At 68.2% G+C, this 12,325-nt stretch carries 9 protein-coding genes; 7 read left to right on the top strand and 2 right to left on the bottom strand.

The annotated features are described in order from the left end of the window. The first annotated feature begins 40 nt into the window (after positions 1 to 40). From BoBH3_RS18065 to BoBH3_RS18055, 3 genes are read left to right on the top strand one after another with little or no spacing between them, the layout of a single operon-like run. Positions 41 to 1,483 (top strand): CpaF family protein, encoded by a 1,443-nt coding sequence (locus BoBH3_RS18065; protein ID WP_262332225.1) that lies wholly within the window; start codon positions 41 to 43, stop codon positions 1,481 to 1,483. A 27-nt stretch (positions 1,484 to 1,510) separates the two neighbouring features. Further along, positions 1,511 to 2,488: a type II secretion system F family protein gene (locus tag BoBH3_RS18060; RefSeq protein WP_262332224.1), complete on the top strand. Its 978-nt coding sequence runs from the start codon at positions 1,511 to 1,513 to the stop codon at positions 2,486 to 2,488. 9 nt (positions 2,489 to 2,497) lie between these two features. Further along, the gene (locus BoBH3_RS18055; RefSeq protein ID WP_262332223.1) at positions 2,498 to 3,475 is read left to right on the top strand and encodes a type II secretion system F family protein; all 978 of its coding nucleotides are present in this window, start codon (positions 2,498 to 2,500) and stop codon (positions 3,473 to 3,475) included. Positions 3,476 to 3,641: 166 nt separating this feature from the next. Here BoBH3_RS18055 and BoBH3_RS18050 read toward each other — a convergent pair whose 3' ends face one another. Next, entirely contained in the window at positions 3,642 to 4,550 is a 909-nt protein-coding gene (locus BoBH3_RS18050) for a tetratricopeptide repeat protein (protein WP_262332222.1), read from the bottom strand. A gap of 116 nt (positions 4,551 to 4,666) precedes the next feature. Between BoBH3_RS18050 and BoBH3_RS18045 the strand changes: the two genes are divergently transcribed. From BoBH3_RS18045 to BoBH3_RS18035, 3 genes are all read left to right on the top strand, one after another. After that, complete coding sequence (locus tag BoBH3_RS18045) at positions 4,667 to 6,043, top strand: leucyl aminopeptidase family protein (RefSeq protein ID WP_262332221.1); 1,377 nt, start codon at positions 4,667 to 4,669, stop codon at positions 6,041 to 6,043. 99 nt (positions 6,044 to 6,142) lie between these two features. Further along, on the top strand, positions 6,143 to 6,496 hold the full coding sequence (locus BoBH3_RS18040) for a MarR family transcriptional regulator (protein ID WP_262332220.1): 354 nt from the start codon (positions 6,143 to 6,145) through the stop codon (positions 6,494 to 6,496). Between the two features lie 145 nt (positions 6,497 to 6,641). Further along, complete coding sequence (locus tag BoBH3_RS18035) at positions 6,642 to 7,499, top strand: C40 family peptidase (RefSeq protein ID WP_262332219.1); 858 nt, start codon at positions 6,642 to 6,644, stop codon at positions 7,497 to 7,499. A gap of 64 nt (positions 7,500 to 7,563) precedes the next feature. Here BoBH3_RS18035 and mutS read toward each other — a convergent pair whose 3' ends face one another. Further along, positions 7,564 to 10,290: a DNA mismatch repair protein MutS gene (gene mutS, locus BoBH3_RS18030; protein ID WP_262332218.1), complete on the bottom strand. Its 2,727-nt coding sequence runs from the start codon at positions 10,288 to 10,290 to the stop codon at positions 7,564 to 7,566. 101 nt (positions 10,291 to 10,391) lie between these two features. Here mutS and BoBH3_RS18025 point away from each other — a divergent pair, with 101 nt between their 5' ends. Then, the gene (locus BoBH3_RS18025; RefSeq protein ID WP_262332217.1) at positions 10,392 to 12,221 is read left to right on the top strand and encodes a methyl-accepting chemotaxis protein; all 1,830 of its coding nucleotides are present in this window, start codon (positions 10,392 to 10,394) and stop codon (positions 12,219 to 12,221) included. Positions 12,222 to 12,325: the final 104 nt, after the last annotated feature.

Genomic DNA, 12,325 nt, shown 5'->3' with positions numbered 1-12,325 from the left:
CTTCAGAGTGCCGCGAGCGCGCAGCCGGGAGCCCGCTGAGATGTTCGGAAAGCGCCCCGCAGGCGCCACCGTGCCGAGCTCGCGGCCGCCAGCCGCGCTGCAGGCCGTGCCGCGCCGGCCGGAACCGGCACAGGTCCCCACGGAGGAGCGCAAGGCCGCAGCACCGCCGCCGCTGGAGGCGCCGCGCTCCGAAGAATACTACCAGATGAAGAGCATGATCTTCGGGGCGCTGATCGAGGCCATCGATCTGTCGCAGCTCGCGAAGCTCGACTCCGAATCGGCGCGCGAAGAAATCCGCGACATCATCAACGAGATCATCTCGCTGAAGAACGTCGTGCTATCGATCGCGGAGCAGGAGGAACTGCTCGACGACATCTGCAACGACGTCCTCGGCTACGGGCCGCTCGAACCGCTGCTGGCCCGGGACGACATCGCCGACATCATGGTCAACGGCGCGACGCGGACCTTCATCGAAGTCGCCGGCAAAATCACGCTGACTAATGTCCGTTTCCGCGACAATGCGCAGCTGATGAACATCTGCCAGCGCATCGTCAGCCAGGTCGGCCGGCGCGTCGACGAAAGCTCCCCGATTTGCGACGCGCGCCTCGCCGACGGCTCGCGCGTCAACGTCATCGCCCCACCGCTGGCGATCGACGGCCCTGCGCTGACCATCCGCAAATTCAGAAAAGACAAGCTGACGCTCGACCAGATCACCAAATTTGGCGCGATATCGCCGCCGGGCGCGGAAATCCTGAAGATCATCGGCAAGGTCCGCTGCAATGTCGTGATCTCGGGCGGCACGGGCTCCGGCAAGACGACGCTGCTGAACTGCCTGACCAACTACATCGAGCATGACGAGCGCGTCATCACCTGCGAGGACGCGGCCGAATTGCAGCTCCAGCAGCCGCATGTGGTGCGCCTCGAAACCCGCCCGCCCAATCTGGAGGGCACCGGCGCCGTGACGATGCGCGACCTCGTCAAGAACTGCCTGCGCATGCGGCCCGAGCGCATCATCGTCGGCGAGGTGCGCGGGCCGGAAGCCTTCGATCTGCTGCAGGCGATGAACACCGGCCATGACGGCTCGATGGGGACGCTGCACGCCAACACGCCGCGCGAGTGCCTCAGCCGTATCGAATCGATGATCACGATGGGCGGCTTCAGCCTGCCCTCGAAAACGCTGCGCGAGATGATCTGCTCGTCGGTCGACGTCATCATCCAGGCCCAGCGCATGCGCGACGGCTCGCGCCGCATCACCCACATCACCGAAGTGATGGGCATGGAAGGCGAGGTCATCACGACGCAGGACCTGATGGTCTACGAGGTGCAGGGCGAGGATGCCGCCGGCAAGCTGATCGGGCGCCATCGCTCCACCGGCATCGGCCGTCCACGCTTCTGGGAGAGGGCTCGCTATTTCGGCGAGGAGCAGCGCCTCGCAACCGCGCTCGACCAACTCGCGCAGGCGACCGAAGGCAATGGCGTATAGGCGCATGCTCATGCAGGGGGCCCGGCGATGAATGGAAGCACGCTTGCCGTGGCCCTGCTGGCCATGCTCGCCGTCGGCGGGGTGGTCTACGCGCTGCTCTATCCGACCCTGAGCGGCGAGAAACGCGCCGAGAAGCGGCGCAAGGACTTCACGGGCCCGGCGACGGCGCGCGGCGTGGACCGCGAGGCGCAGGCGCGGACGAAGCGCGGGCAGATCGCCCAGAGCCTGAAGGAAATCGAGAACCGCGAGAACGCTCGCAACAAGCTGACGCTCGAGACCCGGATCGCCCAGGCCGGCCTGAACTGGACACGCCGGAAGTACTACATGGTCAGCGTGGCCACGGCCGTCGCTACCGGTCTCTTCATGTGGATCGCGAGCGGCAACGCCATCCTCGGCGCCGTCGGCCTCTTCGTCGGCGGCTTCGGCTTGCCCGCCTGGTTCCTGAAGCGCAGCCGCAACAAGCGGCTCCAGAAATTCGGCACCGAATTCCCCAACGCGCTCGACGTGATCGTGCGCGGCATCAAGGCGGGCCTGCCGGTCAACGACTGCCTGCGCATCATCGCCAGCGAGGCGCAGGAGCCCGTCCGGGGCGAGTTCCGGCAGATCGTCGAGGCGCAGACGCTCGGACTGCCACTCTCCGACGCAACCGCCAAGCTCTTCGAACGCATGCCCTGCGCGGAGGCCAATTTCTTTGGCATCGTCATCGCCATCCAGCAGAAGACGGGCGGCAATCTCTCGGAGACCCTCGCCAACCTGTCCCGCGTCCTGCGTGAACGCCGGAAGATGCGTGACAAGATCCAGGCCGTCTCGATGGAAGCCAAGGCCTCAGCCGCCATCATCGGCTGTCTGCCGCCGGCTGTGGCCGTCCTGGTCTGGCTGAGCACCCCGAAATACATCGAGCTGCTCTGGATCACCCAATCGGGCAAGGTCGCCATCCTGTGCTGCGCCATCTGGATGTCGATCGGCGTGCTGGTCATGCGCAAGATGATCAACTTCGACATCTGAGGACGCGCCATGATTGCCCAGATCGCCGACGCCCTCGCCAATCCGCAGTTCCTGCTGGCGCTGTTCGCCGCCGTCGCCGCGGCGGCGACGGTGCTGACGATCGCGATCCCGCTGACCGAGGGCAACACCCTCCACAAGCGCATGAAGAGCGTCGCAACCGAGCGCGAGAAAATCCGCGCCCGGGAACGCGAAAGGCTCAACCGCCAGAACGACCGGGCGAATCTGCGCCCCGAGCCCAAGGCCTATATGCGGCGCATCGTCGAGCGCTTCAAACTCGGTGACTGGCTCGGCACGGAGAACGCCAAGCAGCAGCTGGCCATGGCCGGCTATCGCGGCGCGCAGGCCGAGATCGCCTTCCTGTTCTTCCGTCTCGCGGTTCCCATCGCGCTCTTCCTGTTCGCGCTGTTCTATGTCTTCGTCATCAAGGATTTCGGCCAGACCGTCATGGTCCGGATCGGCATGGCGATCGGCGCCGCCTATATCGGCCTCAAGGCACCCGAGATATTTCTCAGCAACCAGATCGCCAAGCGGCAGCTCTCGATGCGGCTCGCCTTTCCCGATGCGCTCGACCTGCTGCTGATCTGCGTCGAATCCGGCATGTCGATCGAGCAGGCCTTCCGGAAGGTCTCGACGGAAGTGGGCAGCCAGTCCGTGCCGCTGGCCGAGGAACTGGCGCTCTGCACCGCCGAGCTATCCTATCTCTCGGACCGCAAGATCGCCTATGAGAACCTGGCGCTGCGCACAGGCCTCGAAACCGTCAAGTCGGTCTCGACGGCGCTGATCCAGGCGGAGCGCTACGGCACGCCGCTGGGCACCGCGCTCAGGACACTGGCTCAGGAAAGCCGCGACCAGCGCATGAACGCCGCCGAGAAGAAGGCCGCCGCATTGCCGCCCAAGCTCACCGTGCCGATGATCCTGTTCTTCCTGCCCGTGCTCTTCGTGATCATCATGTTCCCGGCGCTGGTGCAGGTCTTCAAGTGGAAGTGATGGGGGCATAGCCCCGCTGGTTCCCCTGGAATCCGCGACCAAGCTGGATGCCATCATGCCCGGGCTCGCGCCCCCGGCACCTGACCTCGCAAGAGGCGCTGGCGCGCGCCTCACGCTTCGGGATACTGCAGGTCAAGCCGGAATGACCACGTCTGGGGTCTTCAGCTTATCCGCGCGGTTCGGCGGTCGGTGCTCGCGCGACGGGCGGCTTGGCGGCAGGCGCCGCACGACCCTTCCCGCCCTTCAGCAGATCCCAGCTGTTCTGCTGGCTGACGCTGCGCTTGAGGTAGGCGATCGTGGCCGCGGCCTCGGCCGGGCTCTGGTCGCGCCGCGCCAGCGTCTCGGCCTCGCCGAAGCGCCCCTGCAGCCCGAGCACCAGCACGAGGTTCTGGCGAACGCGGACATCGGCCCGGTCGGACGCGACAGCCTCGGCGAGGACACGCTCGGCTTCCGGCAGTCGCTTGGAGAGGGCAAGCGACAGGCCATAGTTGGACATCACCGTCGGCTCGCCGGGGGCGAGCTTCAACGCCGACTGATAGATCTGCTGGGCGCGATCATGCTCGCCGAGCTGGTCGGCGACCGTGCCCTGCGCGGAGAGGATGCGCCAGTCCGGCCGCTCCGGAGTGTGGGCGCGGGACAGCACCTCGTCGGCCTCGCGCAGCCGGCCGTTATCGGCGAGCGAGCGGCCATAAGCGCCGAGCATCTCGCGATCGTCCTGATGGACCATGACGGCGTTCTGCAGCACAGCCAGCGCCTGGGCGTTCTGGTCAAGCGCGCGGAGAGCGCGCGCATAGAAGAAGGCGGCGTCACGATTCTTCTGATTGGCATCGTAGCGCTTGGCCCATGCCTCGCGCTCGGCCTGCCAATCGGCAGCCGTCCGGGGCTGGGTGGGCTGGGCGCGGCCAATCGAGCCCGTGATATCGCCGATGCCGCCTCGCCCCTGGCAGCCGGCCACTGCGAGTGCGGCGAGGCAGACCGCGAACGTCAGCCCGAAACGGCGGACGCGGAGCGAGGGCGAAACGGAAGCGGCGTTTGGGGCAGAGGTCGACCGGGAAGACATGGTCCTGAGTGGCATTGGCCGGATCGCCTCGCGACAACGGGTTCGTCTGGTTCCTCCGGTGATAAAGCGTTAACCCTAATGCATCCTTAATTCGCGGATCCCGCCCGCGCTCCAGAACAGATCAGCCGCCCGTGCACAGCCTCCTGACCACCGCGTCCGCCACGGCGGTTCCGATCCATGTCGTCTCCGCCGAGAGCTGGCCAGCGCTGCAGGAGAAGCTAGCTCCTGCCCATCGCAGCTTCGCGCTGGCGCAGGGCTTCGCGGCCCGGCCGGGCCAGCACTGCCTGCTGCCCGACACCGCAGGGACGCTCGCCGTCGTGCTGCTGGGACGGAGCGCCGTCAGCCGGCGGCAAGATCCGTTCGCGCCGGCTCGTCTCGCTGCGCTGCTACCGGCCGGCGACTACCGGCTCGAGGGCGAGATCGACGATCCGGCGCTCGCCGCGCTCGGCTGGCTGCTGCAGGGCTATCGTTTCGACCGCTATCGCAAGCCGAGCCCGTCCCGGGCGCGGCTCTCTCTCCCGAATGGCGCCGATGGGGAGGAGGTCAGCCTCATCGCCGAATCGGCCATGCTGGCGCGCGATCTCGTCAACACCCCGGCGAACGATCTAGGCCCTGCCGAGATCGAAGGCGCGATCCGGGCGCTGGCGGAAGAATGTGGCGCGACCACCTCCAGCATCGTCGGGGACGATCTAGTTGCCCGCAACTTCCCGATGATTCATGCGGTCGGCCGGGCTTCGCCGCGCGCGCCACGCCTCGTCGAGCTGAGTTGGGGTGACCCGGCGCATCCCAAGGTCACGCTCGTCGGCAAGGGGGTCGCCTTCGACACGGGCGGGCTCAACCTCAAGCCCGACTCATCGATGCTGCTGATGAAGAAGGATATGGGCGGCGCGGCGGCTGCCATCGCAGCGGCGCGGATGATCATGCTGGCGAAGCTGCCCGTGAGGCTGCGTCTTCTGGTGCCGGCGGTGGAGAATTCCGTTTCCGGCGCCTCCTTCCGCCCCGGCGACGTGCTAGCGAGCCGCAAGGGGCTGTCCGTCGAGATCGGCAATACCGATGCCGAGGGGCGGCTGATCCTGGCCGATGCGCTGGCGCTCGCCGACGAGGAGGCTCCGGAGCTGCTGATCGATTTCGCGACGCTGACGGGCGCCGCGCGCACGGCGCTCGGGCCGGAACTGCCACCGTTCTACACCCATGACGAGGGGCTTGCGGCCGAGATTTCGCTGACCGGCATGGCGGTGAACGACCCCGCCTGGCGGCTGCCGCTCTGGCCGAGCTACGATGCGATGCTCGATTCCAAGATCGCCGATGTGAACCACGTCTCCAGCGGCGGCATGGCGGGCTCGGTCACGGCGGCGCTCTTCCTCAACCGCTTCGTCGAGAAGACCGCGTCCTACGCGCATTTCGACATCTATGGCTGGAACCCTTCGCCCAAACCCGGACGCCCGGAAGGCGGCGAGTGCCAGGGCGCGCGGCTGACTTACGCCCTGGTGAAACAGCGCTACGCCTGATCGGCAGCCGCCCGGTTAAGGCTGATCGGCGAAGGCGATTGCGCCGGCCTCGCAGCCGGATAATGATACGGACCCGTAACGATCGGGAACCGCACCTTCATGCCGCTGGAGATCAGGCCTTCGCAGGCGCTCAGACTGTGGCGGCAGGTGCATCTCGATCTGGTGCGCGACGGGGAGGCCGACCTCTCGGCCCGCCAGACCGCGATCCTGCTGACGGTCTATCTCGAACTGCCGCCGCATACGGTCAGGGGGCTGGCGAAGCAGCTCGGCGTGACCAAGCCCGTCATCACCCGCGCGCTCGACACGCTGGGCAAGCTCGGCCTCCTGACCCGCAAGCGCGACGAGGCCGACCTCCGCAACGTCGTGATCCAGCGCACGGTCGCCGGCGCGCTGGCCGTCGAGAAGCTCGCCGATCTGGTGACGGAGCATGCGAAGGAGATCGGGGCGAGCTAGATCGAAGGGCGCCTCATGCTCCGGTTCGACCCGAGCATCTCCTGCCGAAGAAGGCTCGGGCGCCTCGTCCTGCCTGCGATTCTCGGGTCTGCGCTTCGCTCCGCCCGAGAATGACGGACCAAGCCGAAAGCTCTAGATTGCCGCCATGACCGCGATTCCCGACCGCCGCATCACCGCCTTCCGCCCCGATCTCGCCGCGCGCCACCTGGCGGGGCTGGTCGAGGCTGCCCGCTTCACCGATCCGCAGCCGATGCGCGTGGTCGCGCCCTCCGCGCCGCTTCGGCGCGAGCCGCGACCAGATGCGCCGCTCGATACCGAAGCGCTCGCCGGAGAGCTGGTGCAGGTCTATGAGAGCGAGGAGGGCTGGGCCTGGGTCCAGCTCGCGGGCGACGGCTATGTCGGCTACCTGCCGGACGACGCCTTGCGACCGGGCGTGCCCGCGCCCACCCATCGCGTCGCGGCGCTCCGGACCTTCGTCTATCCCGGCGCCTCGATCAAACTGCCGCCGCTTGCCGCTCTCTCGCTGGGCGCGGCCGTGGCTGTCGTCGAGATGAAGGGCGATTTCGCGGTGCTGGGCGATGGCGGCCATGTCTTCGCGGCGCATCTGGCGCCGGTCGACAGCCATGAGGCCGATTTCGTCGCGGTGGCCGAGCGCTTCCTCGGCGTGCCCTATCTCTGGGGCGGCAAGACCAGCCTCGGACTCGACTGCTCAGGGCTGACGCAGCTTGCGCTCAGTGCCGCCGGCATCGCCGCCCCCCGCGATTCCGACATGCTGGAGGCAGGGCTCGGCATGCCTGTGCCTTTCGACGAGAGCCTGTCCGGCCTGAAGCGCGGCGACCTCGTCTTCTGGAAGGGCCATGTCGGCATCCTGACCGACCCCGACACGCTGCTCCACGCCAGCGGCCATTCGATGAGCGTCCACCGCGAGCCCTTGCGCGAAGCGCGCGACCGCATCCGCGACAAGAGCTTCGGCGCCATCACCAGCATCAAGCGGCTGAAATAGAGAGCACGGTCATCCCGGGCGGCGCGAAGCGCAGACCCGGGATGACGGCGTGTTTCCGGCGCCCTCAGGCCAGCCCCTTCAACCGGTAGAGCACTTCCAGCGCCTCGCGCGGGGTCATCTCGTCGGGATCGATGCCGGACAAAGCCTCGCGCAGGCCGTCAGCGTCCTCGACCTCGGCGGCGACGGGAGCCGGGCGGCGCACAGGGGCGGCGAAGAGCGGCAGATCGTCGACCAGCGAGGCGACCGGCTTCTCGCGCTCGGTCTTCTCCAGTTCGCCGAGGATCGCGCGAGCACGCTCGACGACAGCCGGCGGGAGGCCCGCGAGCTTGGCGACCTGGATGCCGTAGGAGCGATCGGCCGCGCCCGGCACGACCTCGTGCAGGAAGACGACCTCGCCCTTCCATTCGGTGACGCGGACCGTCGCGTTGGCGACGCGGTCGAGCCTGTCTCCCAGCGCCGTCAGCTCATGGTAGTGCGTGGCGAAGAGGCTGCGGCAGCGGTTGATCTCATGCAGATGCTCGATCGCGGCCCAGGCGATCGAAAGGCCGTCGAAGGTCGCGGTGCCGCGGCCGATCTCGTCGAGGATGACCAGCGCATGCGGGCCGGCCTGGTTCAGGATCGCCGCGGTCTCGACCATCTCGACCATGAAGGTCGAGCGGCCGCGCGCCAGATCGTCGGCAGCGCCGACGCGGGAGAACAGCCGGTCGACAATGCCGATCTGCGCCTTCGCCGCCGGCACGAAGGAGCCCATCTGGGCGAGCACGGCGATCAGCGCATTCTGGCGCAGGAAGGTCGACTTACCGGCCATGTTCGGGCCGGTGATCAGGCAGATGCGCCCGCCTTTCGCCTCTGTGGCGGGCGGTGAGAGCTCGGTGTCGTTGGCGACGAAGGGCTTGCCGTCGCGCTTCAGCGCGGCCTCGACCACCGGATGGCGGCCTCCCTCGATGGTGAAGGACAGGCCTTCATCGACCACGGGGCGGCTCCAGCCCTCGCGCGTCGCGAGATCGGCCAGTGCCGCGGCGACGTCCAGCTCGGCCAGCGCCAGCGCCACGGCCTTGATCGGCTCCGCCTGCGCCAGAACCGCCTCGGTCAAGGCGGCGAAGATCGCCAGTTCAAGCTTCAGCGCCCGGTCGGCGGCAGACGCGATCTTGGCTTCGAGCTCGCCGAGCTCGACGGAGGAGAAGCGCATCGCATCCGACATGGTCTGCCGGTGCACGAAGACCGCCCGCCAGGGTTCCTTCAGGAAATCCTCGCCAACCGCCTGCGGCACCTCGACGAAATAGCCGAGCATGGCGTTGTGCTTGATGCGCAGCGTCCGGCAGCCGGTCTCGGCCGCATAGCGTGCCTGAAGCTGGGCGATGACCTTGCGCGAATCGACCTGGAGCAAGCGCAGCTCGTCGAGGCCTGCGTCATGGCCTTCGCGGACGAAGCGGCCGTCGCGGCGATTGAGCGGCAATTCCTCCGCCAGCGTCGCATCGAGCCTCACCGGCAGGTCCGGATCGCTGTCGCCGAGCGCACGCATCGCGCGCCCTAGCTCCGCCGGCAATTCGCCGCGCCGAACCAGCAGCGCGGCGATCTCGCGGGCAGCTGAGAGCCCCGCGCCGAGGGCGGCGAGATCGCGCGGGCCGCCCCGGTCGAGCGAAAGCCGCGCCAGCGCGCGCGCCACGTCCGGCACCTTCGCGAGAGCCTGCCGCAGATCCTCGCGCAGGCCGACTTCGGCAGCCAGCAGCTCGACGGCATCGTGCCGCGCCGCGATGGCGGCGGGATCGGTCAGCGGGCCGGCCAGACGCTCGGCCAGCAGGCGCGCGCCGCCCGGCGTCACCGTGCGGTCGATAACGGCGAGCAGGCTGCCCTGACGTTCGCCACCCAGCGTGCGCGTCAGCTCGAGGTTGGCGCGGGTGGCGGCGTCGATGAGCATCGTCGCCGAGCCCGCATCGCGCACCGGGGCCGAAAGCGGCGGCCGCGCGCCGAGCTGCGTGCGCTCGACATAGGCGAGCGCCGCGCCCGCTGCCGCGATCTCCGCCCGGCTGAAGGCGCCGAAGGCATCGAGCGTTGCGACGCCGAAGAACTCCTTGAGCCGCCGTTCGGCGGACGCCGCATCGAGCCCGTCGCGGGCGAGCGGGGTCACCGGCACCGCGATATCGCGCCAGAACTCTCTGAGCTCCGGGTCGTCATGGATCGCGTCGGGGCAGACGATCTCGCGGGGCTCGAGCCGCGAGAACTCGATGGCGAGCCGCTCCTGCGGCGCCTCCATCACGGTGAAGCGTCCGGTCGAGATGTCGATGGCCGCAAGCCCGTAGAGCGCCGCCGCCTCACCGGTCTTGCGGCGTGCCACGGCTAAGAGCAGGCTCGCGCGGCCGGGCTCCAGCAGCCGCTCCTCGGTGATGGTGCCGGGTGTGACGAGCCGCACCACATCGCGCTTCACCACCGATTTGGCGCCGCGCTTCTTGGCCTCGGCCGGGTCCTCGGTCTGCTCGCAGACGGCAACGCGGTGGCCGGCGGCGATGAGGCGCTGGAGATAGTCGTCGGCGCGCTCGACCGGCACGCCGCACATCGGGATGTCGTCGCCCTGATGCTTGCCGCGCTTGGTCAGCACGATGCCGAGCGTGCGAGAGGCGATCTCGGCATCCGTGAAGAACAGCTCGTAGAAATCGCCCATCCGGTAGAACAGCAGGCTGTCGGGATTGGCCGCCTTGATCTCCATGTACTGCGCCATCATCGGCGTGACGCGCTCGGGCGTCGCGGCCGGCGCGGCGACAGGGGTGACTTCACTGGGAGGACTGTGGCGCATCGGCGCGCACGCTAGCAAAAAGCGCAGAAGAGGCCATCCGTTAGGACAGCTTTCAACAATTGAAAGGCAAGCTTGGCGGGTCATTAAGCATCCGGATGCCCATGTCGCTTCTCGCCCACCTCATCAGCAGCCTGTCTTTCGTGCTGCTGGCGGCGCTGGCCCTGACAGCCATCCTGCATCGGATCGACCGGCCCACATTGCTGCGTTCGGCCGCGATCGGAGCGATCTTCGCCATCGCCGGCCTCTGCGGCATGACGAATCCGGTGAAGCTCGACACCGGCATCATGATCGATTCGCGCAACACCAGCGTGCTGCTGGCGAGTGCGTTCGGCGGCCCCCTGGCGATGCTCGTGACGACGGTTCCGCTGGCCTGCTACCGCTATTTCCTGGGCGGGAGCTACGTGCTCGGCATCGTCGGGATCGTGCTCAGCGGCCTCGTCGGATATGCGGTGCATCTCCACGCCCAATATCGCCGCCGGACGCTGTCCTCGTTCGACGTCGTGGCGATGGCGATCGGCGCGGCTCTGGTCCTGCTGCCGCCCATCCCCTTCCTGCCGGCACATGTCGACACCACCGGTTTCCTCCGCGATGCCTTGTCGACCACCATGTTCGTGAACGTGACCGGCACCGTGCTCGGCGCGCTGATCCTGCTGAAGGATGCGGAACGGCGCGAGACCGCCTACCGCCTCGATGTGCTGGTCTCGCGGGCGCCGGGCACGCTTTATCAGCGCATCATGACGCCGGACGGCGTGCTGCGCTTCAAGTTCGCATCCTATTTCCTCGACAGGCTGCTCGGCCTCGAGCAGGCCGATGTCGAACGCGATCCGAGTGTCTGGACCGGCAAGATGCTTCCGGAAGACAAGCTGCGCTTCGACGAGGCGCTGCGACAGCTCGACCCCGCGGCGAAGATCTGGCGGTTCGAAGCCCGATATCCGGGCGTCGACGGCACGACAGTCTGGCTGCGAACGGATGCGACGCGCCGCAACGTGGCCGACGGCACGGTGATCTGGGACGGCATCCTGCTCGACGTCACCGCCGAGAAATCGCTGGAGACCCGGCGTGCCGAGATCGAGACCCTGCGCAAGGCCGCGCTCGACGAGCTGGCCGGCGATCTGGAGCGCACCGTCGGCAAGGCGCTCTGGGATGTCGGCGCCTCGATGCATGGCATGCACGAGGCCGCGAACCAGATGGTCGAAAGCGCCAACAAGACGACCCAGCGCGCCGAGGGCGTGACGAAGGAAGCGGGAAGCGCCTCGCAGCGCGTCAGCAGCGTGGCGATCGCGGCCGAGGAGATCGAGGCCTCGATCCGCGAGCTGACCCGCCAGACGCAGCATGCCGACGAGACGGTGCGGGCCGCCGCACGCTATGTCCGCAGCACGCGCAGCGACGTCGCCGGATTGACGGAGGCCGCCGACAAGGTCCGCGCCGTGCTCGATTTCATCGAGGAGATCGCGGCCCGCACCAATCTGCTGGCGCTCAACGCCACGATCGAGGCGGCGCGCGCCGGCGCTGCCGGCCGCGGCTTCGCCGTGGTGGCGGGCGAGGTGAAGAACCTCGCCGAGCAGACCCAGAAGGCGACGCGCGACATCGCCGAAACGCTAGCCGACATCCGCACCGCCGCCTCCACCGCCTTCGAGGCCGTGGCGCATATCGAAGACACGATGACGACGATCGAGCAGACCTCGGGCACGATCGCCTCCGTCGTCAGCCGCCAGGCCGACATCGCCTCGACCATCGCAGCCGATGCGCAGGCGGTCGCGTTCAACGCCGACGCCGTCACCGCCAATGTCGGCGCGGTCGGCGCGGAAGCGCGCGTCACGGGCGATGCCGCGATCCATGTCGCTGAGGCCGCGCGCAAGGTCGACGAGCAGACCGAGGCGCTCGACCGCTATGTCGGCGAGTTCGTCCGCAGCGTCCGCAACCGCTTCTAGCCTCCCCGGCCTTTGCGGAACCTCGCCCCCTGCGGCAAGGGTCCTATGAAACCGCGCCGCTTGTGATCTGCCGCCGCGGCACCGTATGGTCGGCGCCCGCGAGG

It is taken from the genome of Allobosea sp. BH3 (assembly GCF_025499465.1).
Taxonomy (GTDB): domain Bacteria; phylum Pseudomonadota; class Alphaproteobacteria; order Rhizobiales; family Beijerinckiaceae; genus Allobosea.
The sequence above is the reverse complement of the archived record's forward strand: the minus strand, read 5'-3'. Positions and strand labels throughout refer to the sequence as shown.

Coding starts and splice junctions, on each gene's coding strand:
- BoBH3_RS18065 (WP_262332225.1), top strand. CDS start 41: ATGTTCGGAAAGCGCCCCGCAGGCGCCACCGTGCCGAGCTCGCGGCCG.
- BoBH3_RS18060 (WP_262332224.1), top strand. CDS start 1,511: ATGAATGGAAGCACGCTTGCCGTGGCCCTGCTGGCCATGCTCGCCGTC.
- BoBH3_RS18055 (WP_262332223.1), top strand. CDS start 2,498: ATGATTGCCCAGATCGCCGACGCCCTCGCCAATCCGCAGTTCCTGCTG.
- BoBH3_RS18050 (WP_262332222.1), bottom strand. CDS start 4,550: ATGCCACTCAGGACCATGTCTTCCCGGTCGACCTCTGCCCCAAACGCC.
- BoBH3_RS18040 (WP_262332220.1), top strand. CDS start 6,143: ATGCCGCTGGAGATCAGGCCTTCGCAGGCGCTCAGACTGTGGCGGCAG.
- BoBH3_RS18035 (WP_262332219.1), top strand. CDS start 6,642: ATGACCGCGATTCCCGACCGCCGCATCACCGCCTTCCGCCCCGATCTC.
- mutS (WP_262332218.1), bottom strand. CDS start 10,290: ATGCGCCACAGTCCTCCCAGTGAAGTCACCCCTGTCGCCGCGCCGGCC.
- BoBH3_RS18025 (WP_262332217.1), top strand. CDS start 10,392: ATGTCGCTTCTCGCCCACCTCATCAGCAGCCTGTCTTTCGTGCTGCTG.